The 25,490-nt window shown below is 43.6% G+C and carries 21 protein-coding genes and 3 pseudogenes; 13 read left to right on the top strand and 11 right to left on the bottom strand.

Features of this window, described 5'->3' with window-relative positions; translation table 11 throughout:
- Window positions 1-132: 132 nt before the first annotated feature.
- Window positions 133-318: a hypothetical protein gene (locus ACQY3F_RS07065; protein WP_428354186.1), complete on the top strand. Its 186-nt coding sequence runs from the start codon at window positions 133-135 to the stop codon at window positions 316-318.
- A 503-nt stretch (window positions 319-821) separates the two neighbouring features.
- On the opposite strand, the gene ACQY3F_RS07060 is transcribed toward ACQY3F_RS07065, so the two are convergent.
- Window positions 822-1,481 (bottom strand): protein-L-isoaspartate(D-aspartate) O-methyltransferase, encoded by a 660-nt coding sequence (locus tag ACQY3F_RS07060; protein ID WP_428357630.1) that lies wholly within the window; start codon window positions 1,479-1,481, stop codon window positions 822-824.
- Entirely contained in the window at window positions 1,481-2,221 is a 741-nt protein-coding gene (gene surE / locus ACQY3F_RS07055) for a 5'/3'-nucleotidase SurE (protein ID WP_428354185.1), read from the bottom strand. Before surE ends, ACQY3F_RS07060 begins: the two co-directional genes overlap by 1 nt.
- 57 nt (window positions 2,222-2,278) lie before the next feature.
- On the opposite strand from surE, the gene ACQY3F_RS07050 reads away from it, so the two are divergent.
- On the top strand, window positions 2,279-2,854 hold the full coding sequence (locus tag ACQY3F_RS07050; RefSeq protein ID WP_428354184.1) for a Smr/MutS family protein: 576 nt from the start codon (window positions 2,279-2,281) through the stop codon (window positions 2,852-2,854).
- Here the strand turns inward: ACQY3F_RS07050 and ACQY3F_RS07045 are convergent.
- Window positions 2,807-3,607 (bottom strand): undecaprenyl-diphosphate phosphatase, encoded by an 801-nt coding sequence (locus ACQY3F_RS07045; protein ID WP_428354183.1) that lies wholly within the window; start codon window positions 3,605-3,607, stop codon window positions 2,807-2,809. The two genes, ACQY3F_RS07050 and ACQY3F_RS07045, sit on opposite strands and share 48 nt — an antisense overlap.
- 75 nt (window positions 3,608-3,682) lie before the next feature.
- Between ACQY3F_RS07045 and ACQY3F_RS07040 the strand changes: the two genes are divergently transcribed.
- A complete protein-coding gene (locus tag ACQY3F_RS07040) occupies window positions 3,683-4,093 on the top strand; it encodes a hypothetical protein (RefSeq protein ID WP_428354182.1) in 411 nt (136 codons plus the stop codon).
- Window positions 4,094-4,393: 300 nt separating this feature from the next.
- Here ACQY3F_RS07040 and ACQY3F_RS07035 read toward each other — a convergent pair whose 3' ends face one another.
- The 4 genes from ACQY3F_RS07035 to ACQY3F_RS07020 all read right to left on the bottom strand — a co-directional run bounded on the left by ACQY3F_RS07035 (window position 4,394) and on the right by ACQY3F_RS07020 (window position 8,176).
- Window positions 4,394-4,642, bottom strand: a complete 249-nt coding sequence (locus ACQY3F_RS07035) for a hypothetical protein (protein ID WP_428354181.1) — start codon at window positions 4,640-4,642, stop codon at window positions 4,394-4,396.
- Window positions 4,642-5,418 carry a hypothetical protein gene (locus tag ACQY3F_RS07030; protein ID WP_428354180.1) on the bottom strand — a complete coding sequence of 259 codons (777 nt, stop codon included), beginning with the start codon at window positions 5,416-5,418 and terminating at the stop codon, window positions 4,642-4,644. Before ACQY3F_RS07030 ends, ACQY3F_RS07035 begins: the two co-directional genes overlap by 1 nt.
- 312 nt (window positions 5,419-5,730) lie before the next feature.
- The gene (locus ACQY3F_RS07025) at window positions 5,731-7,092 is read right to left on the bottom strand and encodes an IS1380 family transposase (protein WP_428353842.1); all 1,362 of its coding nucleotides are present in this window, start codon (window positions 7,090-7,092) and stop codon (window positions 5,731-5,733) included.
- A gap of 70 nt (window positions 7,093-7,162) precedes the next feature.
- The gene (locus ACQY3F_RS07020) at window positions 7,163-8,176 is read right to left on the bottom strand and encodes a Na/Pi cotransporter family protein (RefSeq protein WP_428354179.1); all 1,014 of its coding nucleotides are present in this window, start codon (window positions 8,174-8,176) and stop codon (window positions 7,163-7,165) included.
- 366 nt (window positions 8,177-8,542) lie between these two features.
- On the opposite strand from ACQY3F_RS07020, the gene ACQY3F_RS07015 reads away from it, so the two are divergent.
- The gene (locus tag ACQY3F_RS07015) at window positions 8,543-9,424 is read left to right on the top strand and encodes an NAD(+) kinase (protein ID WP_428354178.1); all 882 of its coding nucleotides are present in this window, start codon (window positions 8,543-8,545) and stop codon (window positions 9,422-9,424) included.
- 2 nt (window positions 9,425-9,426) lie between these two features.
- The gene (recN, locus tag ACQY3F_RS07010) at window positions 9,427-11,109 is read left to right on the top strand and encodes a DNA repair protein RecN (protein WP_428354177.1); all 1,683 of its coding nucleotides are present in this window, start codon (window positions 9,427-9,429) and stop codon (window positions 11,107-11,109) included.
- 649 nt (window positions 11,110-11,758) lie between these two features.
- Here the strand turns inward: recN and ACQY3F_RS07005 are convergent.
- A pseudogene (locus ACQY3F_RS07005) lies at window positions 11,759-12,550 on the bottom strand (IS1380 family transposase); the annotation flags it as partial.
- Between the two features lie 127 nt (window positions 12,551-12,677).
- Between ACQY3F_RS07005 and ACQY3F_RS07000 the strand changes: the two are divergent.
- Together ACQY3F_RS07000 and ACQY3F_RS06995 are read left to right on the top strand one after the other, a co-directional pair.
- Window positions 12,678-13,585: pseudogene (locus ACQY3F_RS07000) on the top strand (tyrosine-type recombinase/integrase).
- Complete coding sequence (locus ACQY3F_RS06995; RefSeq protein ID WP_428352924.1) at window positions 13,582-14,658, top strand: IS91 family transposase; 1,077 nt, start codon at window positions 13,582-13,584, stop codon at window positions 14,656-14,658. Before ACQY3F_RS07000 ends, ACQY3F_RS06995 begins: the two are co-directional and overlap by 4 nt.
- Window positions 14,659-14,868: 210 nt before the next feature.
- On the opposite strand, the gene ACQY3F_RS06990 is transcribed toward ACQY3F_RS06995, so the two are convergent.
- On the bottom strand, window positions 14,869-15,558 hold the full coding sequence (locus ACQY3F_RS06990) for a transposase (RefSeq protein WP_428353770.1): 690 nt from the start codon (window positions 15,556-15,558) through the stop codon (window positions 14,869-14,871).
- A gap of 142 nt (window positions 15,559-15,700) precedes the next feature.
- On the opposite strand from ACQY3F_RS06990, the gene ACQY3F_RS06985 reads away from it, so the two are divergent.
- Complete coding sequence (locus ACQY3F_RS06985) at window positions 15,701-17,431, top strand: monovalent cation:proton antiporter-2 (CPA2) family protein (RefSeq protein WP_428354176.1); 1,731 nt, start codon at window positions 15,701-15,703, stop codon at window positions 17,429-17,431.
- A gap of 812 nt (window positions 17,432-18,243) precedes the next feature.
- On the opposite strand, the gene ACQY3F_RS06980 is transcribed toward ACQY3F_RS06985, so the two are convergent.
- Window positions 18,244-20,427, bottom strand: coding sequence for an IS4 family transposase (locus tag ACQY3F_RS06980; RefSeq protein WP_428354175.1), 2,184 nt, complete (start codon window positions 20,425-20,427; stop codon window positions 18,244-18,246).
- Window positions 20,428-20,456: 29 nt separating this feature from the next.
- Here ACQY3F_RS06980 and ACQY3F_RS06975 point away from each other — a divergent pair, with 29 nt between their 5' ends.
- The 4 genes and pseudogenes from ACQY3F_RS06975 to ACQY3F_RS06960 all read left to right on the top strand — a co-directional run bounded on the left by ACQY3F_RS06975 (window position 20,457) and on the right by ACQY3F_RS06960 (window position 24,084).
- A complete protein-coding gene (locus ACQY3F_RS06975; RefSeq protein ID WP_428354174.1) occupies window positions 20,457-21,299 on the top strand; it encodes an IS66 family transposase in 843 nt (280 codons plus the stop codon).
- Window positions 21,296-22,153, top strand: a pseudogene (locus ACQY3F_RS06970) (Druantia anti-phage system protein DruA). The gene ACQY3F_RS06975 and the pseudogene ACQY3F_RS06970 overlap by 4 nt, the downstream one beginning before the upstream one ends.
- A gap of 542 nt (window positions 22,154-22,695) precedes the next feature.
- Window positions 22,696-23,112 carry a hypothetical protein gene (locus ACQY3F_RS06965; protein WP_428354173.1) on the top strand — a complete coding sequence of 139 codons (417 nt, stop codon included), beginning with the start codon at window positions 22,696-22,698 and terminating at the stop codon, window positions 23,110-23,112.
- A gap of 444 nt (window positions 23,113-23,556) precedes the next feature.
- Window positions 23,557-24,084, top strand: coding sequence for a DUF1097 domain-containing protein (locus tag ACQY3F_RS06960; RefSeq protein WP_428354172.1), 528 nt, complete (start codon window positions 23,557-23,559; stop codon window positions 24,082-24,084).
- A gap of 116 nt (window positions 24,085-24,200) precedes the next feature.
- Here ACQY3F_RS06960 and ACQY3F_RS06955 read toward each other — a convergent pair whose 3' ends face one another.
- A complete protein-coding gene (locus tag ACQY3F_RS06955) occupies window positions 24,201-24,587 on the bottom strand; it encodes a group II truncated hemoglobin (protein ID WP_428354171.1) in 387 nt (128 codons plus the stop codon).
- 95 nt (window positions 24,588-24,682) lie between these two features.
- Between ACQY3F_RS06955 and ACQY3F_RS06950 the strand changes: the two genes are divergently transcribed.
- Window positions 24,683-25,351: a Bax inhibitor-1/YccA family protein gene (locus tag ACQY3F_RS06950; protein ID WP_428354170.1), complete on the top strand. Its 669-nt coding sequence runs from the start codon at window positions 24,683-24,685 to the stop codon at window positions 25,349-25,351.
- Window positions 25,352-25,490 lie beyond the last annotated feature (139 nt).

The following is a 25,490-nucleotide window of genomic DNA, read 5'->3' as shown; positions in this document are numbered from 1 at the left end:
TAATTAATATGCAACACCCGTTAAAATTCATAGCGCACTTAATTCAAACCAGACTCAGAGAGAGTCTGCTTCTGTTGTTTTTCACTATTGCTTTGGTGATCTTGTTTCACTTATATGGGCAAACCCAGATAGATGATAACTGGGATCAATTTATCATCGATCATCATTGCAGGATTATCCCAAAAGAAAGTAGTAATAATCATCGCACAGGCTGGATCTGTAATGACGGGGAAACCTATTACAGATGGCGGCAACAATTGTGATATTAAAACACAGCGTAACTATTCAGACAAGCTGAGAGAAGTTACAGCAAAATAATCACTGTAGGATGGGCAAAGGGCTTCATCCGTGCCCGTCAACGAAAACATGATGGGCACGTCGTACCTCCTTTGCCCATCCACAAAACGCTTGTTCCATCAGGGTATTTTTTATCAAAGACCTGCTTCTCTGGTGCCTGGCTGGAAATATACAATCTTGGTGACTGGAAAGTCGGGATACAGGGCGAATAGCCCTGTTATTTAGGCTCACCCTATTCTGTTTTAAAATTATCAGAATGTAGTCTGTATTGCGCATGCTCCATACGGGCTACACAAAGTTTCGGGTATCATTGAACATCTATCCACATAAACCCAATATTACTTAGGAACGCGCACGGAATAAGTTGAGCATCTGGTGCAGGATTTTTATTCGTATTCAAAGCCTGCCCCGTGCTTGATACGGGGACGGAGAAACAGGCGCATAGCCAGCTACGTAACAGTTTCTACAACGCAGAAGACGGATAAAAAGACCCGCCAGTTGCTTAAGTGTGTCGTGCGCGTTCCTTAGCTTCTCCCCGATAAGAAAGGCACAAAGTTCACCGGCTCCAGGCTATCTATTTCATACCCTGATTCAGTACGTATGACTCTTTGTAATTCTTGTATACCCCGTTCACGACCTATAGGAATCAACATAATTCCACCGATGGCCAATTGCTCTAATAATTTCTGTGGAATTTCAGGGGGAGCCGCCGCAACCAGAATACCATCGAAGGGAGCCTTTGCTTCCCATCCCCAACCGCCATCACTATGTAAATAACTGACATTGCGTATAGCTAAGTCCCATAACCTGTCTCTTGCCTTTTTGTATAAGGGGTAGATGCGTTCGACTGTATTCACATGCTCTACTAGCTGTGCTAATACAGCTGTCTGATAACCACAGCCCGTACCAATTTCCAGCACATTCTTTAAATGCCGTTGATCGACTAATAATTCAGTCATCTTGGCTACGATATAAGGCTGAGAAATCGTTTGTCCATGACCTATTGGAAGCGCGGTATCTTCGTAGGATCGACTGGCTAGGGCATCATCCATAAATAGATGCCTAGGCACATTACGCATGGAATCAAGAATTTTATGATTAGTAATTCCCTGGTCAATCAGGCGATTAATCATGCGCTCACGAGTGCGCCTTGATGTCATGCCTATGCCTTGTATCGTGTTCATCAAGATAGCCATTCCTTTAGTGTGTCCAGCGCATCATATCGGGTTAAATCTAATTGCAAGGGAGTTATCGAAACATAGCCCTGACTTACCGCGTAAAAATCGGTTCCTGGCCCCGCATCTTGCTCTGCTCCTGGTGGGCCTACCCAGTAAATAGTATTTCCTCTGGGATCCTTATCCTGAATAACCGGCTCTGCTTTATGCCTTTGTCCCAAGCGGGTGGATTGAAAACCTTTAATTTCAGTCCAGGGCAAGTCAGGCACATTAACGTTCAATATAATATCTTTTGCCAACGGTTTTGCTAGTAAACGCTGCAATATCTCATTTGCAACTTTAACGGCTGTATCCAGATATTGGGGATCGCTACTCACCAGCGAAATTGCGACCGCCGGCAAGCCTAGAAACCGCCCTTCTGTTGCTGCAGCGACAGTCCCTGAATAAAGCACATCATCACCCAGGTTCGCGCCATGATTTATACCCGCAAACACCATATCTGGTTCTTTATCGAGTAAGCCAGTAATAGCCAGATGCACACAATCGGTAGGTGTGCCATCGACTTTAATAAAGCCATTAGCTGTATGCTGGGCGCGTAATGGCATTTCCAAGGTTAGCGAATTACTTGCAGCACTGCGATTCCTATCGGGCGCTACGACTGAAATTTCTGCAAATGCTTGCAGTCCATCAGCCAGCGCGATAAGTCCTTGCGCTAAATATCCATCATCATTACTTAACAGAATATGCATTTTTTCAATAAATTCTATAGAATTGCTTATATTAGAGTTTCATGCCAATAAAATACAGTGATCGTGAGCGATAAACCAGAAAAAAAACAAGATAGTGACTTATTTCTTAAAACTGTAGGGAAAGTAATGCCGATCAAATCGGATAAACATAGTGTTGTGCTTACCAAAAAGCCCCCACCCTACCCCAAGAAAAAAACCTCACTTATTGCTGATAAGTTAACCCTCACTCCCATAGAGCCCATTAATGCTCTGCAAGCTGAAGATACCTTCAGTTATAGCGCACCCGGCCTACAAAAAAACGTTTTGAAAAAAATGCGCCGTGGTCATTATGGAATGGATGCAGAGCTGGACCTTCATGGTTTAACCAGTGCGCAAGCTAAACGCGAGCTGGTAAAATTTTTACATTTTTGCGAACAGGATGGCTGTCGCTGTATACGTATTATTCACGGCAAAGGCTATCGCTCAGAAAATAATTTACCGGTATTGAAAAATGACTTGAATATCTGGTTAAGACAACATCAGGAAGTTCAGGCATTTTGTTCCGCCGCCCAAAAAGATGGCGGTGCCGGTGCTGTTGTTGTTTTGCTAAGCCTGTCCAGCAAATACGCCGATCAAGATGACTCCCAATATTAAACGATACCAGACAAAAGGCATCATGCCGATTTTATTTAGCAAGCGTAAAAACCAGGCGATACTTAGATAGGCAACAATAGCAGATACTGCCGCACCGATAAACATAAAATTCCAGCTAACGACTATGTCTGATTGATATAACTCCAGTGCTTTTAAAGACCCCGCTAATGCGATGACCGGTATCGATAATAAAAAGGAAAACTTTGCGGCAAACTCACGTTTTAAACCCAATAACAAACCCGCAGTAATAGTAATTCCGGAACGTGATGTACCGGGAATTAGAGCGATTGCCTGAAATAAACCCACCATCACTGCATCCAGTAAAGTAATCTTATCGCGTTGTTCTTTAGCGCGCTTTTCAGCCCACCATAGCAATAAAGCAAATACGATGGTTGCCGCAGCAATAATCAAGGGCGAGCGCAATGCCTCTTGCATAGCATCCGACAGACTAATACCAACCAAACCCACTGGAATGGTTCCCAAGCCAACATACCATGCCAGCTTGGCTTCATCATTAAAGCCTTTACCTACTAGAGAACCTAGCCATGCACAGATAATTTGTGCCAGATCTTTACGATAATAAACCACTACTGCTGTTAAGGTACCCACATGCACAGCCACATCAAATGCCAGACCTTGATCTTCCCAGCCCGCTATCACTGGCAATAATATTAAATGTGCTGAACTTGAAATCGGTAAAAATTCAGTCAGTCCCTGTAATACAGCTAAAGCTATTGCTTGAAAAATATCCATTAAAAATCCAATTATAAAAAACAGTGATAAAATAGCGAAATATTCTACCTTGATTAACTCTCAGCTATTAATATTATGCAAAAAAAAATCATTCCATTAAGCGCATTAACCCTTAGCATTGTTCTTGCTTCAGGCTGTACAACTTTTTCTGACAAACCATCTACAGTCATTCAAACTACAGACACAGAAACTGTCATGATGAGCAATTACCCGACCCGTGATCGTGTTGAATATGTGTTTAATTGCATAGCCAAGCACGGCGGCAAACTGGATTATGTCACCCAGTACGCCTGTGGTTGCAAAATCGATAAGATCGCTGAGAAATTGACCTTTGCAGAGTATGAAGCAGCAGCAACCTTTACAATGCTACGCAGTACACCCGGCGAAAATGGTGCTGTTTTCCGGGATCCAAAACATTCTAAAGACTTGCGTACGCGTTTAAAAGAAGCTGAAGCCTATGCTGAAGAAAATTGCTTTGTGAAATAATATATTAAAATCTGGGTGAGCATAAAATTGCTCACTCTGAACTTAAACTATAAGCAGTTTATATTACATTTCTTTAACCTAGAAACCGCAGTTGAGCAGGGATTTTGTGGAAAATCTGAGTGCGAAAGACAAGGCACAGCTAGCAGGCAATGGCCGTAGCCCTTGGCAATAGCTGTAACGCAGTATTTCGCGCTCAGATTTATTCACAAAACCGTGAAGCGGAGTCTGTTCACCCTGCAGGTGATAAGTTGTTACGGTCATTATATTTTATATTCAAATGCTTAGAGTGTTTTTTAGCGTTCAACTGCGGTTTTTAGGTTTAATGATCTTCACGCCTTTCTTTCTTTGCGCGTAAATTATATCTAACTCCTGCTGTAATTCGACAGCTTTTTCAGCATTAGTACATTTTTTCAGTTTTTCTTCTAAGCCCCTTTCTTTTTCTTTTAATTTTTTTAATATGCGCTTGAAGTCTTTGACTCGCCTTTCTTTTTCACGTTGATCGGCATCGAAAAATTCTTGTAGTTTAATTAATAACTTTTTTTTGCCCATTATTTTTTCCTCTGCAAACCTGGATTATTAGATTGCATTGTATTTATTAATTCATTCTCGTCCAGCACCATTTCACGTTGCGCATCCGTTATTTTGTCTTGTTGTACAATAAAAATGGTTTCTGCCATCGCCACTAAATGCTTTTTTATTGCGTACATATAAGCACTATCATTAATCAGGGAAGTGCCCGCATCAGGCGTCACTTTGTGTTCACGAATCAAACCATCGATTCTCTCGTTCATCTGCTGATCCTGATCTTTGATTTTGACTTTAAAAATATCAAATGACAGTAGGTTAATTTCATTACTGCCGCTTTGCTTTACCTGAATGCGTAACTTGTCTAATTGCCTGATTAACTCCGTTATCTGCAAGCGAATTTTGTCATATTCCTGTTTTACAAAATGGTTTTGAGATGTATCCATCAAAATCAGGTTCTTTTGTAAGTGTTTACTATCCTTGATAGCTTCGACTATATGCCTGTTTGCTTCACGCAACCAGTATAGGCGACCGGACTGCGGCATGCCCTTGCTTAGAGTCGCCTGGCTAATAAACTCAATAATTGCACTATAAATTCCTTTTATATTTCGATCATAAGCTGCCTGAACATCATAACTAGCGTTGACTCTGGACCTTAGTAACAATTGTTTTAAATCCTGCGCAGATAAAGCATCTTCTTCAACAAACCCTAGCGTGGTTAGAATAATATGCCGGCCATGTCTATATAATCTCAAGGTTTCCTGATGTACCGCTAATACCACAGTATCAGGAAATGCCATGGCTGCAGCATTCAAAAACTCTGGTTTATCAACACTGACTAATTCGCCCTTTAAAATATGCTGTATAAATTTTACTACCTAAATCCTGCAAGCCCATATTTTGACTCTCATTAACCTGTCTAGCTAAGTGGTTATTAGGTTTTTACTGCCGCTTTGCCAGCCCTCTTTGTCCAACCGATCAAAATATCCAGATTTAAATCATAAATAGAGGAAATTTTTTGTATCGTATGGATATCCCCCGAGCCCAAGGCAATAAACACCCTGCCAACGTGCCATGACCTTTTAATCAAAGTGACTTAACTTCGGTTAATGTTAAGCGAGTAACCCCACCTTAACCCAATCATCCCATTCCTGTTGATAGAGCGGACCTGCAGGTGTTCTGACTCTCAGCTGATTATTGCCTGTGAGTAATTTTCCAGCCACCCGAATCAGATAAGTACGAAGTGTATCCGGCTCCCATTGGCACAACGTTTTGTTGCCACTCAATTGAGCCATCCAGCGCACGGTATTGTAGGCAAGAACGGCGCAATGAAATAATGCGGCATTAGCCAGAAATTGATTCGTTCTGATTTTACCTAAACCCATTTGTGATTTTGCTTCTTCAATCCATGTTTCGCACGTCGCTCGTTCACCATACTTCTTATGTGTTTGCCAAGGCGATAGAGGTTCAGTTGTTACATAACAAAAATAGTCATATTCTGCCGTATCCCAAAGCTCGGACTGAGGTCCTGTCACTTGTTTAGGTTGCTTTATCCTGACCGCGACAAACTGACGAGAGCGAGACCAGCCACCACAACGATATTGAAACTCGCTCTGCTCCCAACCGGGTCGGCCTTGTATGGCTGTCCAGGCCTGTTTGGCCAGCAATGCGTTCAAATTCTTAAGTTTAACCTTTATTAGATACCCATGCCCTCTGGTATCGAGAAATTCAAGCAAATCACCGACAAAATAACCACTGTCACCGCGAAAAATAATGCGCATCCGATTGGGCAAGTGTGCAAGTAACTGTTTGGTAAATTCTACAACACCATTGCTTGTAAAGGCATTGCCTGTCCGGAACCAGGCTTGTAAAATTTCTTTTGTTTCCGCTAGAAAAGCGAGTTGTGGATGGTATGAACGGGCACCTTTCTTTTTGGGGTTGAAGCCTTTGGCACTTCCTTCTTGTCGACCACAAACGGTGTCCACAGTTGAATCGACATCGACCCACTGGACGGATTGTATGCCAGTTTTCGATTTTCCGGAACGAAGCAATCGCCGCCAGTGTTGACCACGCAAAGTATGCGTGAGCGTTTCAAACTGGCTTATCTGCCTATCACTTACTTCTTTAAAGATCCGTAAAATTGTGGTTTCAACAGGAATCTTTATCCAGCCAGCTACTTTGCGCAGTACGCTATCTGCCCATACGGTCGTCACCTTTGCCATTGATGTTGCTCCCCCCATCATGCCAACCAACGTCAATAGAACCACATCAGATAAGTGATGGTCTGCATTTTCACCCCGCCGATGTGGAACGCTTTGTTTTACGGTTTTTTCAAAACCTATCCTGTCTAAATATTTCACGACGGGAATCAGTCCCGCCTGGCTTGTCAATCCATGTGCTGTAGATGTCATTTTTACCGTTCGGGTACGGTTTCTTACGTGAGATGAGGATTTTGATACTTTAGAGGGCTTCATTAAAACAATGAGATAGTGAAATCAGGAAAATGATATTATATCATTGTTTAATAAGGAGTTTTGTGGATTATTATGTATAATGCTTGCAGGATTTAGGTACTAATCTATCGATAAAAGGCAGTAATATCAGAATACCCGTGACATTAAACAAAGTATGAAACATTGCCAGCTTAAGCGTGTAATCATCCGCAGCAATATGCACAAGTGTCGCTAGATAATCCACTGCGAGCACAAACTGATTCAGCATCAATAAGGCAATACATGCCGTTATCACATTAAAGATTAAATGCGCTGCTGCTAATCGCTTACCTTCAACATTGACCCCAAGTGAGCTAATGATTGCGGTAATCGTGGTTCCGATATTCGCGCCTATGGCTAAAGCCAGGGAATTTTCATAGCTAATTTGCTGCACTGATAAAGCGGTAATGATAATGGCCATGGTCGCATCACTAGACTGGATAATCACCGTAGTGACCAGTCCTATTAACATAAAAATCAATAACCCTTTAGTACCCGGTATAGCATATTGAGCCAAATCGATGCTGCCACGAAAAACGGCAAAGCCCTCTTTCATATAATGGATGCCCAGAAATAAAAAGCCCATACCGACTAATATGGAACCCATGGCACTTAATAATTTGCTTTTTTGAAAAATCAGGAAAACGCCAAACACCAGCATCGGCATGGCGAAATTGGCTATTTTTACCTTCAGTCCAAAACCAGCAATGAGCCAGGCACTTGCTGTGGTGCCCAGGTTTGCCCCAAAGACGACCCCGATACCCGAGGCTAAATCTATTAAACCTACACTTAAAAACGAAATGGTCAGTACCGAAACCAGTGAACTAGACTGCATCAAAGTCGTAGCGACCAGGCCAAAACTTAAACTTTTCCACAGCCTGTTAGTACATGCCCTGAGTATTCTTTGCAGTGCCCCGCCTGAAAAACCCTGAAAGCCCTGTTTTAACGATAGAACACCGAATAAAAATATAGCAACGCCCGCAGCAACCTGAGTAAAATCAGGGCTGATCCATAAGCTATAAGCCAAAATCATTAATAAAAGGGGTAAAATAATTTTACTTAGCATGACGGGTATTTTTATTCTGCTCTACTTGTAATTTAAGTATAGGCTAAAACCTCTGTTGCTTGTATATTACGCCTTATAGAATAATTGAATAAAGCGACTATACTTCGCACGGCCACGGTTGCGAATTTTATAACGAGTCGAATTTTGTTGAGAGCAAAGCCTGCCCCGTACTTGATACGGGGGCGCTGAAACAGGCGCATAGCCTAGCTACGCAACTGTTTCAGTAACGCAGCTAGCGGCAAAAAACGCCCGTTAGAGAACCGTGTCTGTGCGAAGTATCATGTATCGCTAGCATATTTCTGGCTCTGACCTAATCAGTAATTTATTGCAGATAATCTTCTATCATTATGATGTGTATAAACATTTATGCTTAAAGAATTCAAAACTATTGGTATTTTAGGAAAAATCCAAGACCCTGAAATAGCTGATACTTTAAAAGCGCTTTATCAATTTCTTAAACCTCATTATCAAATTTCTATTGACCCAGGTAGCGCGGCATTAATCCCGGAATATTCTGGTGCAATTCATCCTCTGACGAGTCTAGTTGAACATTGTGACATTCTTATTGCAGTCGGTGGCGATGGAACATTTTTAGCGGCTGCACGTGCAGCCGCAGATTGCCATATTCCACTGGTTGGAGTTAATCTCGGACGGCTAGGCTTTTTAGTCGATATTTCACCCGATGAGTTACTCACTAAATTAGGCGATATTCTGCAAGGAAAATACCGTAAGGAAAAGCGCTTTTTACTGCGTACCAAAATCATTCGCAATCACCAGATTATTCACGAAGAGACTGCAGTCAACGAGGTAGTCGTACACCGCTGGGTGACCCCCAGCATGATCGAATTACAAACAACTATTGATGGTGTATACCTGAACACCCAGCGTTCCGATGGCTTAATTATTTCTACGCCTACTGGTTCCACTGCGTATGCCTTATCTGCCGGTGGGCCTATTATTCATCCAGGATTAAATGCTTTGTTATTAGTCCCGCTTAATCCGCATACCTTATCCAACCGACCGATTGTGATTAATGGTGATTCCGAAATTGAGATCAACTTTAATAAAAACAAAGAAATCAATGCTCAGGTAACTTGCGATCATATAGACATTCCCGATGTATTAATAAGTGATACAATTTTAATTAAAAAAGACCCTGACCCTATCACCATACTGCACCCGGAAAATCACGATTTTTTCCATACCCTACGCGATAAACTCAACTGGAGCAGTGGCTACCATTTCTAATCATGCTACAAAATCTAAATATTATTGACCTCGCCATCGTCGAGTCCCTGGATTTGAACCTGGAACAAGGCTTGTCTGTATTAACCGGTGAAACAGGCGCAGGAAAATCCATTTTGTTAACCGCTCTTGGCCTGGCATTAGGCGACCGTGCAGATGCCAGTTATATACGGCCAGACTGCGAACGTGCTGAAATCAATCTCAGCTTTGATCTCTCTGACGCACCGGCTGCTCGAACATGGCTGGAAGAAAATGAACTGGATGCCGATGACCAATGTCTAGTACGCCGTACCATACGCCAGGATGGCAAATCTAAAGCCTATATCAATGGCCGTCCGACGACATTGCAACTGTTAAAACAATTGAGTTCGCAATTAGTCGAAATACATGGCCAGCATGCTCACCTGACCTTACTGGACAACGAAGAACAGCGCCGCTTTCTGGATGATTATGCGCAAAACAAAGTGTTGCTGACTGAAACCAATCAGGCTTATGCGCAATGGCGCTCTAATTTTCATGAGCTAAAGACACTGATTCAGTCATCAACCGAGCAAAGCAACCAACAGGATTTATTTAGTTACCAGCTTAATGAGCTGGAACAACTAGATCTGGCAAATTATGATTATCCTGCCCTATCAACTGAACATACCAAGCTGGCTAACCTAGGACAGATCCTGAGCATAGGCCAAACCCAGCTAGACGCATTGATTGAAAATGAACATCAATCAGCCAATCAGATTGTTAATCAATGTATCAGCGCTTTAAGCGACTTAAGTACACTCACAAAGGAACTAGAAGAGCCCACTCAATTGCTGATAGAAGCCCAAATTCAGATTCAGGAAGCGAGCCAGCAACTAAGACATTTTCTTGAAGCCCAGGAAATTGACCCACAGGGTTTACAAGAATTAGACAACCAGCTCAGCATTATCCAAAACCTGTCGCGTAAACATCAGGTCAACCCGGAAGAGTTACCCGCGGTTGCAGAAAATCTGGCGACCCAATTAGACAACCTCACTCACAGCTCTGAACGGATAGAAGAACTCAATACGCTAGTAGAGCAAAATCTAAAAGATTATTTTGCATTAGCAAAGACGCTTAGCAAGAAACGTACGCAGTCTGCAATAAAACTTTCCAAGCTTATTTCGGAGATGATCCAGGAACTCGGCATGCCGCAGGGCGAATTTAGTATCTCAGTTGCCGCTCAGGAACAAAGCCAGCCTAAACTCAATGGCACGGATAAAATCGAATTTCTAGTCAGTGCTAATAAAGGCTTACCTCTACGGCCTCTGGCAAAGGTCGCTTCAGGTGGCGAGTTATCCAGAATCAGCTTAGCCATACAGGTAACCACCAGTCATGATAAAGATGCACCGACCATGATTTTTGATGAAGTAGACTCTGGCATAGGCGGTGGTATCGCTGAGATTGTCGGCCAGAAGCTACGCGCCTTAGGTAATACTGCCCAGGTTTTATGCGTCACACATTTACCTCAGGTAGCATCACAGGCACATCAACATTTATTTGTATTTAAAACCAGTGATGCAGAAATGACCACCTCACAAGTTAGAACTTTATCAACCGAGCAACGTATAGAAGAAACAGCGCGTATGTTAGGGGGTGTCAATATCACCGACTCGACACTGGCTCATGCCAAGGAAATGTTGCTGGCAGGTATGTCTGGTAATCGATGAAAGTACTAAACATTAAAGACTACAATGCTATTGATGCGCTACGTACCTCAGCACCCTATGCTATGTAAGCCCTTACCTGCTAATCTATTCCGAATTTGACCCGACAAACCAGTCTTTGAAAGTTGACACTTTTCGATATTAACACAGTACAGGAGTAAAAAAGCTTTAGCTTTTCATGAAGTCAGCAATAGCTAAAGCTATTGCACTCCTGAAATTGAAATTTAGTCTAACTGGATATATTGCAGGATAAAAAATGGTGGGCAAAAAAGCCTGCCAACCTTACCTGTCTGCTTATAATAACATTAAAGTAATCCTAGAAGGCTGTGAAAGTTTTATGTGTAGGAACAGTGTTTCGTGTAGTATTTAATGTTTTCCTTTACCTACGAACCCTATTATAAGGCAGTTACACTATCACCTAAATCCTGCAAGCCCATATTTTGACTCTCATTAACCTGTCTAGCTAAGTGGTTATTAGGTTTTTACTGCCGCTTTGCCAGCCCTCTTTGTCCAACCGATCAAAATATCCAGATTTAAATCATAAATAGAGGAAATTTTTTGTATCGTATGGATATCCCCCGAGCCCAAGGCAATAAACACCCTGCCAACGTGCCATGACCTTTTAATCAAAGTGACTTAACTTCGGTTAATGTTAAGCGAGTAACCCCACCTTAACCCAATCATCCCATTCCTGTGGATAGAGCGGACCTGCAGGTGTTCTGACTCTCAGCTGATTATTGCCTGTGAGTAATTTTCCAGCCACCCGAATCAGATAAGTACGAAGTGTATCCGGCTCCCATTGGCACAACGTTTTGTTGCCACTCAATTGAGCCATCCAGCGCACGGTATTGTAGGCAAGAACGGCGCAATGAAATAATGCGGCATTAGCCAGAAATTGATTCGTTCTGATTTTACCTAAACCCATTTGTGATTTTGCTTCTTCAATCCATGTTTCGCACGTCGCTCGTTCACCATACTTCTTATGTGTTTGCCAAGGCGATAGAGGTTCAGTTGTTACATAACAAAAATAGTCATATTCTGCCGTATCCCAAAGCTCGGACTGAGGTCCTGTCACTTGTTTAGGTTGCTTTATCCTGACCGCGACAAACTGACGAGAGCGAGACCAGCCACCACAACGATATTGAAACTCGCTCTGCTCCCAACCGGGTCGGCCTTGTATGGCTGTCCAGGCCTGTTTGGCCAGCAATGCGTTCAAATTCTTAAGTTTAACCTTTATTAGATACCCATGCCCTCTGGTATCGAGAAATTCAAGCAAATCACCGACAAAATAACCACTGTCACCGCGAAAAATAATGCGCATCCGATTGGGCAAGTGTGCAAGTAACTGTTTGGTAAATTCTACAACACCATTGCTTGTAAAGGCATTGCCTGTCCGGAACCAGGCTTGTAAAATTTCTTTTGTTTCCGCTAGAAAAGCGAGTTGGACGAAGCCGCTATCGCGGAGAAAAACAGCGCATCCCTTAAATTTAAAGTGTAACCTCATTGCCTGTTATATGCATAACAGGTAACTTGTAAGCTCATCCAACTAACAATAATGAGGTTACACTGTTATGACACCATCGATAGAGCTTAAATTCAACCATTATTATATCCAGCACTGTAAGCATTTAAAGCTTAAGGGACTGCAACCCAAAACCATTGACGCTTATTCACGCGCTATTCGCCGTATCGGGGAACACTTTCAGGGGCATCTGGATAACTTAACGCAAGATCAACTGGTGGATTATTTTCATGCTCTTTTAAGCCGCCTTTCCTGGAGTGCCGTGAAACTAGATCTCTATGGTCTCAAGTTTTTCTATACACATGTGCTACAAAAGCCGTGGGTTGATGTGCTAATGATTAAACCACCACGATGTACGCGTATACCCGATATTGTCACTGTGGTTGAAGCACAACAACTGTTTATGTCGACCCGTAATCTAAGCTATCGAGTTTTTTATTTTACGATTTACAGTCTAGGTTTACGTTTGGGCGAGGGCTTAAGCCTGAAAGTAGGTGATATTGATGCGACACGCATGCGGGTACATATTCGCAATGCCAAAGGCAATAAGGATCGGCTTGTGCCTTTGCCTGTGAATACCTTGAAGGTGTTGCGTAAGTTTTGGGCTGTGCATAAAAATCCAGTGCTGGTATTTCCCAACCGTGCCCGGGGTCTAAAAGGTGCACATCTTGCTGAATCCCCCCTTGATCGCGGTGGCATCCAGAAGACAATCCGTCTTGTGACGCAAGAAATGGGACTAAAAAAAAGATTTCCTGCCACTCGCTGCGCCACAGTTACGCCACTCACCTGTTAGAAGCCGGGGTTGATTTAGTTGAGTTGCAGAAGATTCTGGGCCATACCAGTTTAGTAACCACGGCTCGCTATACGCATTTGACCGATATTACCGATGAGAATGCAGAGCTGCACATTAATCAGTTAGTCAATGACTTTTCTATTCACTGGGGGCAGATTTCATGATAACCCTAGCTGCAGTGATTGATCAATTTCAGTCTGACTTTTTAAGCGAGTATCAATCTCGTTTACGCTCCAATCAGATCAGTGCATTACATGCCATGAAGAGCTGTCGGACACAGCTGAGTCCTGTGATGCAGGTTAACTGTGCAGACTGTGACTATCAAACCTTTGTGCCTCATTCCTGTGGCCAGCGTAACTGCCCGCATTGTCAACATCATGAGAGTCAACAATGGATTGAACGACAGGTACAAAAACAAGTCCCTGCTGATTATTTTATGAATACCTTTACCTTACCTGCGCAGTTAAGGTCGTTAGCCAGGCAGCATCCGCGGTTACTTTACAGTATGATGTTTGACTGTGCCTGGGCGACTTTACAGAGTTTTAGTAAAAATGATAAGCAGTTGCAAGGCGATGCCGGGGCGATTGCTGTCTTACATACACACTCACGCGAATTAAATTATCATCCGCATATTCATGTCATTATGCCTGCGGCAATCGTGGATAAAATCAAGAAGCTCTGGCGCACTAAGGAAGGCAAATACCTGTTTCATCATAAAGCACTAGCAAAAGTATTTCGTGCAAAGATGCTAGCGCGTATGAACGAAGAAAAGTTGCCATTTCCCACAGCTATTCCGGAAAAATGGGTGGTCGATTGTAAGTTTGTCGGTGCAGGCGATAAAGCATTGATATATCTGGGTCGATACCTGTATCGTGGTGTGATTCGTGAACAGGATATCTTATCCTGCCAAAATGGCAAAGTAACCTACCGTTATCAAGACAGCAAAACCAAACGCTATCAAACCAAAACGGTATCGGGGGCTAAATTTCTGTGGCTGGTGCTGCAACATGTTTTGCCTAAAGGCTTTCGTCGTGCGCGCAATTATGGCTTTTTACATCCGAATAGCAAGGGTGTTATTAAGTTGATTCACTCCCTGCTAAAGTTTGACCCGACGAAGATATTGCGTGCACTCAAAGTACGGCCGGCATTCAGTTGCAAATGTTGTGGCGGGGCGATGGTTGTTGGGCGTCGGCAAATACCCAGGGTGGAAATAATGTTTCAGCCTTTGCCAACTTAACAATTGGAATCACTAGCGCTTATGTAAATTTAAACACTTCGACCCAGGCTATCAGCGGATTAAATGCTGAGGGAGTTGCTTGGGCTAAAATCGGAGATTAAGGCAGAATTTTGCTCCGATACTTGGACTTTGAGAGTTGACTGCAATGGACAACGCTCAAAGTTCAGTTAAACAGGTAAAAACAGAGGTTCGATTCATCAGTCGGGCTGATCAACAAAAAGCTATTTTCATAGAGCGCATTAAATGAATTCCTACTATCGTGCCGGGCTTGTCCAACAAACGGTTCAGATTGTGGCTCGCTTCGCGATCACAATCTAACCTTATTCGTTGTGGATGGTATGAACGGGCACCTTTCTTTTTGGGGTTGAAGCCTTTGGCACTTCCTTCTTGTCGACCACAAACGGTGTCCACAGTTGAATCGACATCGACCCACTGGACGGATTGTATGCCAGTTTTCGATTTTCCGGAACGAAGCAATCGCCGCCAGTGTTGACCACGCAAAGTATGCGTGAGCGTTTCAAACTGGCTTATCTGCCTATCACTTACTTCTTTAAAGATCCGTAAAATTGTGGTTTCAACAGGAATCTTTATCCAGCCAGCTACTTTGCGCAGTACGCTATCTGCCCATACGGTCGTCACCTTTGCCATTGATGTTGCTCCCCCCATCATGCCAACCAACGTCAATAGAACCACATCAGATAAGTGATGGTCTGCATTTTCACCCCGCCGATGTGGAACGCTTTGTTTTACGGTTTTTTCAAAACCTATCCTGTCTAAATATTTCACGACGGGAATCAGTCCCGCCTGGCTTGTCAATCCATGTGCTGTAGATGTCATTTTTACCGTTCGGGTACGGTTTCTTACGTGAGATGAGGATTTTGATACTTTAGAGGGCTTCATTAAAACAATGAGATAGTGAAATCAGGAAAATGATATTATATCATTGTTTAATAAGGAGTTTTGTGGATTATTATGTATAATGCTTGCAGGATTTAGGTATTATAATTTATACCGACTTTATCCCAGTAACAGGACAATTTTTATGCATGCTGACAACAGTATTCTGATTTATATACTGGAGCTTTTAGCGGCTGCAGTCATAGCGATCCCCATTTTTCATCGCCTGGGACTGGGTTCTGTACTTGGCTATCTGGTGGCAGGTGCAGTACTTGGGCCTTGGGGTCTCAAGCTAATTAATGAAGTTGAAGATTTGCGCCATGTCGCCGAATTTGGTGTGGTCTTTTTACTGTTTTTAATCGGCCTGGAAATGAAACCCGATCGTTTATGGGTTATGCGTCGCATGGTCTTTGGCTTAGGTGTTGCCCAGGTATTAATCACTGCATTGCTCCTATTTGCTACCGCCCAGCTCTTTGGTTTCCCATTAAAAGTCAGTATTATTGCCGCTTTTGGTTTAGCCCTATCCTCGACCGCCTTTGGCCTACAGATTTTGTCTGAAAAAGGCGCACTTACCTGTACTTACGGTAGAGCGTCATTCGCCATACTGCTATTACAGGATCTTGCAGTGGTACCTCTGATGGCAATGGTTTCGCTTTTATCAGGTGGCGAAACATTATCCAGTAGTGCCGGAGTCGGCTTACTGAAAGTATCCGCTGGTATTATTAGTGTAATTCTCGTCGGGCGTTTTTTACTCAATCCGATTTTAGATCGCGTTGCGGCCAGCCGAAATTCTGAAGTTTTCATTGCAGCGACGTTATTAATGGTGCTGGGTATCGGTCGTGCGATGGAGTTGCTACACTTATCGATGGCGCTAGGTGCATTTTTAACCGGGCTGATGCTTGCCGAATCACATTATCGTCATCAAATTGAAGCCGATATCGAGCCAGTACGTGGCATACTATTAGGCTTGTTTTTTATGACAGTCGGCATGAGCATTGATTTCGGTCTATTGATCAAGGAATGGCAGTGGGTTTTACTGGCAGTTGCCGGCCTATTGCTGATTAAAACTTGCGTACTGTGGGTTTTATCAAGAATAAGCGGTCTAGATAATCGTAATGCCTTACGCGTAGCTCTACTATTATCTCAAGCCGGTGAATTTGGCTTTGTCTTATTCGGCTTAGCATTGATTACCGGTGTGTTATTACCCGAGCGTGTGCAATTTCTTACCTTAGTCATCGCCTTGAGCATGGTGACTACACCCTTTATCGTAAAGTTAGGTGACTGGTGGCTATCCGTGACTTCACTAGACGAAAGCGAAACAGCCATAACTAATACTACTGCGCCAACACCTAATACAGCTGACGTTGAAGGTAAAGTCATTATTGCTGGTTTTGGCCGGGTTGGCAGACGTGTCGCCCAACTATTAGATCGTGCTGGCGTGGAATATATCGCCTTAGATAATAATCATGAATGTGTTAATCAATTTCGGGGCGAAGGTTTTAATGTTTTTTTTGGTGATGCCAGAAAATTAAAAGTACTCCAGTCAGCAGGGGCTGAACACGCTACCATGCTACTTTTTTCACTGGATGATTTCACCAACCTTGAACATTTGGTTTTAGATGTGCGCCGGCATTATCCTAAAATTCAAATTCATGCGCGTGCACATGATATTGCCCATTGTGAGAAGCTACTTAACGACGGCGCAAACCAAGTCGTTTCAGAAACACTGGAAGCGGGCTTACAATTAGGTCAAATGGCGCTGATCAATAGTGGCTTTGATAAAGACAAAGCGAACAGACTAGTTGCCGATTTTCGTTTGGAACTGTATAGCGCACTCAATGACAGTGTAATTTATAAATCCAGGCCGCCTAATTAGGCGGCTGTCCGAGAATACAAACCGTCGCGAGGGAAAGCTATTTTGAGTCCGTTTTTTCGTTCATTTGAGGCGAATAGTTGTATTCTTTAACGAAAATGCGCGGAAATCACATAAACAGAAACTACAATCTATATAGGATGCACTGTCAATAAGGAAGCGCAATAATCACCGATAAATGCGCTTCATGCTTCAGCACATCCTTTTATTAAAAATAAAACCACGTCCTTAGGACGTGGAGTTGGGCGGAAGGCATATTAAATAATTGTTTAAGAAGTATTGGTGAGAGTGAGTAATGAGAAAAAAAGGGGAGATACTCTTGTGTTTTGGATTACTTATTTCTTCAATAAAATCACTGTCTTTTTTTGAGAGATACGAGATACACAACAAATAAGACGGTTTCAGGGTATCACCAAAGCACCCTTCTTGGGTAACCACGTCCTGTGGGCGTGAGTACTTCGTAGGCTCTGCCTGACACTATTAGAGAGTGTTAAGAGGAGCGGTATAACAGGGCTACCTTTTAAAAGGGCTTAAAGAGGGGGAGTAAAAAAGCTTTAGCTTTTTCCGCAACAGCAATAGCTGAAGCTATTGCACTCCACCCGATTTTTTGAACACCAACGATGCTAAAAACACCCTTCTAGGGCTGCCTATTACCCATAAATCATGACACACAATATCACCCGCCTTCCAGCAGCAAGAACCCGGCACACAAAAGCTGCAAAGCTGCGTACCCTCGCCACATGATTTGATGACCGGGCGGGGGATCTTTTTTCCGCCCCAGATGTCCTCCAATTCTTGCTACCAATTGTACAGCTTCACCTAGTAACAAAGGGGGTTTTAATCTTTTTTTTTGCGTAGGCGTGCAGGGTACGCAATTCAACATCAGAAAATAATATTTCAGCAGGAAGCTCAGGCGTTTCTCTACCCAGAAGCGTCATGAGCATGATCCGCCAGGCGATAACCAGATTGATACCAATCGCCCGACGCAACCGCTCAGCCGTTTCATGAGCAAGATCGTCAATTTTACAGCCTGATTTTAGCACACGATGCCAGTCTTCAATTCGCCAGCGCAACGTATACCAACGCAAACACTTTTCAATGTCCTTTGCGGATTCAATTTTAATCGTTGTCAGTAAAAACCACTCGACGGCCTTTGTGCCTTGAGGCGGGTTTTCTTCTAGCGCATGGATAAGCTGTATTTCAACCGGCTCTTTGTCATGATAATAGCTGGGAGCAGGGAGTTGTATGGCTAAGTGACGCAATGCCAGTTCTGCCCGCCTTCCTGGTCTTGCTGCTTTGGCTTTTTGCTTGCTTTTTTTAGGTCGGGCACTTTGCTGGGGAACATTCACGCTGACTCGACTTTGTACGCTGGTTTCACGAATGGCTGCGAACAGTTTGAAGGGGGATTGATTAATATTACGGTCGTGCTGAGCACGAATAAGCAGTTCAACACGGGGGTTTTTTCTTTGTTCATCAAACAATTCAAAAAAATCAGCTTCCCGGTCACAGACATTAACCAGTTGTGTTTGCGGCATGGTGGCCGCTAATTCAACTAAATCACGGTGGTGCTCTATCCAGACAAAGGTCTTTTTTTCTTCAATCGGTATTTTTGATGGCTTACGTTTGTCATCGGGCAATCGGGGGTGCGGGGCAATACACTGTGCTTTTAGGACGCCCAATGGCAATCCGTTTGGCGCAATGGCGAAGCTTGAGTGTAAAGTCAGTCCTTTGGTTTTTGCACCGGTCTGGTTGGCTTTCAACTCCCCTAAACCACTGCATTTATCCAGGTTTGTGTAGTTGAGTTCACTGCCATCTTGCAGACATAGAACCGTTTTTTGCCCCATCATTCGTCGCGCTGTCCGTTCGCGGTGAGGTTGCAAGATATTTTCCAGATTAACGGCTGAGCCTTCTGGCTGGTCAATCATGCGATAGTAGGCCTTGGTGGCTGGCCAGTCACCTTCAACTGTCCCTGAGAAGGCACTGCCAGGGTTCTGGGATTTTGCATCAGCGACGTTGACGAGTCTTTTGCTTAATCGTTTATCGCCCAGTGGCGCACCGCCAAATTCATGTTCGGCCCATTGCTCAGCATCCAGTCCTTCACTGATAGCCAGTGCGCCCAGACCTGCATTGGCTGATAATCCCAGCTGTTTCCTGAAAGAGGTATCGAGTGGGTACATATAAATCGTTTTTTGACTTAATGTCGAGTCATTATGCCGGTCCTGGCGTCCCCGCCCTTTGGTTTTTCCGATGGCCAACCAGTTTGAAGCCTTATAGCAGGTGCCCGAATAGTGCTCGGTATCAACAAAGCTTTCAATGAGCAAGGGTGAGTATCCATACTGCCGGTTAAAATCTTTTGCTATCGTTGCCATGCTCATGCCCAGTACTTTCGATGCCAGGTATTTGCAATTGACGCTGGGACGGATCAAAAAACGACTCATCCCTACGATCCTATGGAGCTGCGCTTGACGCTCTTCTTGATTCCAGCCTATCCATTGATCGCGGGCGGATAATTGCAAAGCCGGCGCGGCATACCCAATCCCTCCTAACCAGCCATGCTCGGAACGAATCAGGTAGCGCATTTGCCGGCCCACCAATGTTGCGGCTTTCAGGTAGTGCTCTGTGAGCATCAGTTCATTCCAGATTCGCATCTGCTCTGCCTCTTGTACTGGTACCAATTCAAGCGCTGTAATGTGAATGACTTCAGCGGGTACATCAACAGGGTGCGGCACGGAGTCCGTTAAGCGACGGGGTGATTTAGTGCCTGTTTTGTGTTGCGCCTTAGGGAGCTCAAAATGTCCCGATGATTCTAGATCACGGAGTGCTTTCAGGCAGCCACTGGTTTGCATTTTCCCGCGTGCATCGTGAAATTCAAAGTGTGTACAGACTTGTTTGGCTAAATCGCTTCTATGTGCAACTCCCTTGCCTCCCAGTAATTGTTTGATGTATTCTATATTGCTTGATAAGGAGAGTGTTCGTTTGATTTGGTGTTGTTTATTCATGCCTTATAGCATGCAATAATTATTCTTTATTGTCCAGCTGTAATTTATGGGTAATAGGCAGGCCTAGCCGTAGTGGTGATATACCCATCAAGTATTTTTCCGGACTGGATAAACACCTGAAACAGGTCATTGTGGTCTGTGATCGTTATAAAGGTTACATTCGGCTGGCACGGGAAATTCCACAGATCATACTGGCTTTCTGCTGGGCACATGTCCGCCGTGACTTTCTGGATGCCGCCAGAAGCTATCCGAAACTTGAAGCATGGATGCTTGATTGGGTCGAACTCATTGCCGAACTCTATCATCTTAACAAGCAACGCCTGAAAGAGTGGGACGAAACAAAAAGTCTGGAAACCCAGAATCAAGACTTCAAGCAACACCATCAAGCCCTTGCACAGGCAAGCCAAAAGATGAAAGAGCGCTACGCGCATTTACTGGAAGCGGAGAAAGAGAACAAAAACCTAGAGCGCATTCAATGCAAGATCCTAAACAGCCTGAATAACCACGGGAAAGGATTGATGGTATTTGTGGCTAATCCCCAGGTGCCCATGGACAACAATATCGCCGAGCGGCGTATGCGTAATCCCGGTATGGGGCGTAAAAACTATTATGGTTCAGGGAGTCAATGGAGTGCCAGACTGGCAGCCATGATGTTTTCACTGTTTCAGACAATCCTGTTATGGGGATTGAACCCACATCACTGGCTTCACGACTATCTAGATGCCTGTGCGAATAATGGTGGGCAGCCTCCCTCAGACATCCGCCCGTTTATTCCCTGGATGATGAGCGAGTCGCGCAAACAGCAGTTGAGCAAACCCTTGCCTGAACTGACTGCGACTCCACTCGAGTCAGAACAGCCCCAATCACCATGACACGGTATTGTGGACGAAACTTTAGCGAGCAGGAACTGGAACAGATGCGGAAATTGATTGCCGAGGATGCTGGGCGCACGCGTGCCGAACTTTCGCGCCTGACCTGCAGGATGCTTGATTGGTACAAGCCTGATGGAGGGCTCAAGGATATGTCATGCCGTGTTGCCATGCTGCGCATGGCAGAAGATGGACTTATCGCTCTGCCGCCACCACGGCGCAAACCACCCCCGCGACAGAAACTCAACTTTACTGAACAGACGGACCCGCAACCAGCGATCCTCCGGCCTGTTCATGAACTTGCGGCCATCCAGCTTTGTCCAGTCATCACCCGTGATCATTCACGACTATGGAATGAGTACATACATCGCTACCACTACCTGGGGCACAAGCCGCTACCCGGCGCACAGCTTTGCTACTTCGTCATCCTCGACGAGCAAATTATTGCAGCGCTCGGTTTTAGTGCGGCCGCCTGGCAAACGGCACCACGTGATCAGTTTATTGGCTGGAGCCACGAACAGCGGCAAAAAAACCTGCCGTTAGTCGTGAACAATGCCCGTTTTCTGATTATGCCCTAGGTGAAATCCAAAAATCTTGCTTCCACTATTTTATCCATGATAGCTCGTCGCCTTCCTACACAATGGGAAGAGCGTTATGGCATCCGTCCGGTGTTACTGGAAACTTTTGTTGATACCGAGCGATTTGCAGGGACTTGTTACAAAGCCGCCAACTGGATCTACGTAGGTAAAACCAAAGGGCGCGGCAAGTTGGGACCTGCTGGTAAACAAAGCGTACCCATCAAAGACTTATGGCTTTATCCGCTGTGTCGTCAGTTTAGAAGCCACCTAACTCGCTGATTCTAGGTAGTATGTGTTGGTCGAATATTTACTCCCTTTAAGACATAAGATAATGAAATGGTTTAATAAAACAGGACACTTCATATCGGGCTTTGGTGGTTGCAGACACCTTACCCCCTGATTGCCGCCTTACGAAGGCTCACTTTCGCTTAGGTGATTGATTTGGCTAGAGCTTCCTCAGATTCCGCATTGGCTCTCTATAACCGTGGTTCCCTGTTGGGTAGCTATGGAGAGTTTCTTTGGACACCCTTGCTTTCGCCTACTTCTTCCCTTCTCACAGGGCAAAGGCTGGACTTTCACCAGCTAGCTGACTATCATGCCAGTCACACTACGTTATTTCGCTTTGCTCAATAAGCTAACCCAGCCTACGCCTTAACTTATTGATATTAAATCAATAAATACTTAAGTAAGCAGCATTAGGATTGAGGGGGATCTATAAAAATTTAGGTTATTGATATTATTTAGCTTAATATTAAACATCAATCCTCCCCTAGCCCCTCCTTGATTAGGAGGGGGAGTTATTCTATTTACATGATAATAACATGAGCTTATTTGTAGAAAAAATCACCCAGTGGATTAATAAACTAGTTTCTCTGGTTATATTACTGGTCATGCTGCGCCTGGTTTTATACATGCTAACCAATCTCTATGTCTCTGCTCAAAGAATGGCGTCTGGAAATATGTGGCTGGCTAATCACGATGCTGAAATGCTGGATTGGGTGGTTTTTTTTATCGTTATGGTAAAGGCCTATAAAGTGCTGGTCTCCTATACTAAATATCAGCATGTCAGTATTCGTTATGTAACTGAGCTGGTAATCATCACCTGTTTTCTAGAATTTATCTTTGAACAGGATCTTAGTGAACAAATCCGCATCATTTTAGGTGCTGTCGGCATAGCAACCTTGTTTTTATACCTGTATTTTTACACAACATTTAAGGAGATGGACATTGGGCATTAGCCCAGTCTTATTCTCTGCAGTTGCGCCCTGAATTTCAGGTGCAGCATTATCCTAAAAACCGCAGTTGAACGCTAAAAAACACTCTAAGCATTTGAATATAAAACATAATGACCGCAACAACTTATCACCTGCAGGGCGAACAGACTCCGCTTCACGGTTTTGTGAATAAATCTGAGCGCGAAATACTGCGTTACAGCTATTGCCAAGGTCTACGGACATTGCCTGCTAGCTGTGCCTTGTCTTTCACACTCAGATTTTCCACAAAATCCCTGCTCAACTGCGGTTTCTAGGATTATCCGATTGCGTAATTTAAATTTACATGCTTAAATCAGCGAGCATCCACTACTCGATATTATTAATATCGCTTAGTCGTTTTTTTATATTGCAGTTCCGTCTCACTGCAACTTAACTATTTAATCGAGACGATCTTGAGGAGATAAGAATATGAATAGTCTTTCAGCCCTGTCTGTCAGTATTGGAATAATCGCAGGAATCGCAACTTTTCTGGCTGTAGGCCCGTTGAGCGGCGTGTTTCTAATCTGGGCAGCAACCATTTCCTGGGCAGCTTATTTTGCTCTAGGTGGCACAGATGAAGCAGCAAAAAACACGGCTATCTGTAGTGTGTTTGGTGTTGTTGTAGCAACCTATGCAGCCTATGAAATAGCGACCATTTCGCCTGATACTTTACTTGGCTTTCCAATGATGGCGGGAATCATTGTAACTTTTACCGTGATCGCCATGTGTCTGGCTGCTAACGTTCCTGCACTTTCTGCAATACCTGCTAGTGTGCTTGGCTATTCAGCGACCTTTGGCTACCTTTTACAAACACCAGACAAGTTATCTACAGACGTGTTGCTTAATCTAGGATGGGATAACCCAGTCTGCGTTATCTCTTTCTCGCTATTGCTGGGCGTGGGACTAGGTATAGGTTCTGCAAAGCTTGCAGCAAAATTGACGACTATTGCCGATTAATCAGCTGCATTAATAAAGCAACACCCGTAGCCTGTATAGAGTTTACGGAATACTGAGCATTCAGAGCCCATCATTCTCACGTATTCCGCAAGCTCCACAAGGGCTACATTACGCTATTACTCGGCGTTAATCATATGCGTTGCTAAATCCTCTATTGCCTGTTTAAGGTTCTTTCTTAATTCATCCGGCATTGCTATTTCGTACAAGGCTTTGTGCATACAAAATATCCATTGGTCTCGCGCCTGCTGATTGACTTTAAAGGGAAAGTGCCTCTGTCTTAATCGTGGGTGCCCATACTCTTGTATAAATAAATCAGGACCGCCCAGCCAGCCAGATAAAAATTTAAATAGCTTATCTTTCGCTGCAGATAAGTCAGTCGCGTGGATTGCCCTTAGCTCTTTAGCCTCAGGCAGGGTGTCCATATAAAAGTAAAATCGCTCGACTAAACTTGTAATCGCTTTTTCACCACCCAATATTAGATAGGGAGTCTGTTGTTCTGTCATTTATTTTGTATTTTTTTGTAAATTTGTTGTTCAATATTAGCAAATTCTTGTAAGATTACAGATATTCTTTTTCCATCAACTACGGCTATACCACTATGAGATTAAATGTTGCAGCTACACCTGCCAGTGCAAGTATATTGGCAACCAATAAAGTTTTAAGAAACACCTATATGCTGCTTTCTTTAACTTTACTATTCAGTGCTTTCACTGCCGGCTTTGCTATGATGATAAATATGCCTCCCTTAGGCATGATTGTGACTATGGTGGGTTATTTTGGCTTACTTTTTGTCACGACCAAATTCAGAAACAGTGCATGGGGCATCGTCTTTATCTTTGCTTTAACTGGCTTTATGGGACTCACTCTGGGCCCTATTGTAAATATGTACCTTAATGCCTATAGTAACGGCCACGAGCTAGTAATGACAGCACTAGGCGGTACTGGTATTATTTTTATTGCGCTGTCGGGTTATGCCTTAACAACACGTAAGGATTTCAGCTTTTTAGGCGGATTCTTAATGGTCGGTATTCTGGTCGCCTTTTTGGCTGGTATTGGAGCGATGGTTTTCTCTATCCCTGCGCTGTCTTTAGCGGTTTCAGGTATGTTTATTTTATTGATGTCCGGTATGATTTTATACCAAACCAGTGAAATCATTCATGGCGGTGAAACTAACTATATTCTTGCGACTATTTCTTTATATGTTTCCATTTACAATCTATTCCTGAGCTTGTTGCAGATTTTAGGTATATTTGGTGGCAATGACTAGCGGTTAGTTTTTAACTAACTATTTAAAAGCCCGGATTTCCGGGCTTTTTTATGTCTTATTGATTCCTAAGGAAATAACTCTACAAACTTTACAAACTCGACTAAGGCACCTGGAAACACACATCATCCAACTTTGCTGG

It is taken from the genome of Methyloprofundus sp., from assembly GCF_965251085.1.
Taxonomy (GTDB): domain Bacteria; phylum Pseudomonadota; class Gammaproteobacteria; order Methylococcales; family Methylomonadaceae; genus Methyloprofundus.
The sequence above is the reverse complement of the archived record's forward strand: the minus strand, read 5'-3'. Positions and strand labels throughout refer to the sequence as shown.

Bases quoted from the DNA above. Each gene is read 5' to 3' on its own strand.
- ACQY3F_RS07065 (WP_428354186.1), top strand. From the start codon at position 133: ATGATAACTGGGATCAATTTATCATCGATCATCATTGCAGGATTATCC.
- ACQY3F_RS07060 (WP_428357630.1), bottom strand. From the start codon at position 1,481: ATGAACACGATACAAGGCATAGGCATGACATCAAGGCGCACTCGTGAG.
- surE (WP_428354185.1), bottom strand. From the start codon at position 2,221: ATGCATATTCTGTTAAGTAATGATGATGGATATTTAGCGCAAGGACTT.
- ACQY3F_RS07045 (WP_428354183.1), bottom strand. From the start codon at position 3,607: ATGGATATTTTTCAAGCAATAGCTTTAGCTGTATTACAGGGACTGACT.
- ACQY3F_RS07040 (WP_428354182.1), top strand. From the start codon at position 3,683: ATGCAAAAAAAAATCATTCCATTAAGCGCATTAACCCTTAGCATTGTT.
- ACQY3F_RS07035 (WP_428354181.1), bottom strand. From the start codon at position 4,642: ATGGGCAAAAAAAAGTTATTAATTAAACTACAAGAATTTTTCGATGCC.
- ACQY3F_RS07030 (WP_428354180.1), bottom strand. From the start codon at position 5,418: ATGGCATTTCCTGATACTGTGGTATTAGCGGTACATCAGGAAACCTTG.
- ACQY3F_RS07025 (WP_428353842.1), bottom strand. From the start codon at position 7,092: ATGAAGCCCTCTAAAGTATCAAAATCCTCATCTCACGTAAGAAACCGT.
- ACQY3F_RS07020 (WP_428354179.1), bottom strand. From the start codon at position 8,176: ATGCTAAGTAAAATTATTTTACCCCTTTTATTAATGATTTTGGCTTAT.
- ACQY3F_RS07015 (WP_428354178.1), top strand. From the start codon at position 8,543: ATGCTTAAAGAATTCAAAACTATTGGTATTTTAGGAAAAATCCAAGAC.
- recN (WP_428354177.1), top strand. From the start codon at position 9,427: ATGCTACAAAATCTAAATATTATTGACCTCGCCATCGTCGAGTCCCTG.
- ACQY3F_RS06995 (WP_428352924.1), top strand. From the start codon at position 13,582: ATGATAACCCTAGCTGCAGTGATTGATCAATTTCAGTCTGACTTTTTA.
- ACQY3F_RS06990 (WP_428353770.1), bottom strand. From the start codon at position 15,558: ATGAAGCCCTCTAAAGTATCAAAATCCTCATCTCACGTAAGAAACCGT.
- ACQY3F_RS06985 (WP_428354176.1), top strand. From the start codon at position 15,701: ATGCATGCTGACAACAGTATTCTGATTTATATACTGGAGCTTTTAGCG.
- ACQY3F_RS06980 (WP_428354175.1), bottom strand. From the start codon at position 20,427: ATGAATAAACAACACCAAATCAAACGAACACTCTCCTTATCAAGCAAT.
- ACQY3F_RS06965 (WP_428354173.1), top strand. From the start codon at position 22,696: ATGAGCTTATTTGTAGAAAAAATCACCCAGTGGATTAATAAACTAGTT.
- ACQY3F_RS06960 (WP_428354172.1), top strand. From the start codon at position 23,557: ATGAATAGTCTTTCAGCCCTGTCTGTCAGTATTGGAATAATCGCAGGA.
- ACQY3F_RS06955 (WP_428354171.1), bottom strand. From the start codon at position 24,587: ATGACAGAACAACAGACTCCCTATCTAATATTGGGTGGTGAAAAAGCG.
- ACQY3F_RS06950 (WP_428354170.1), top strand. From the start codon at position 24,683: ATGAGATTAAATGTTGCAGCTACACCTGCCAGTGCAAGTATATTGGCA.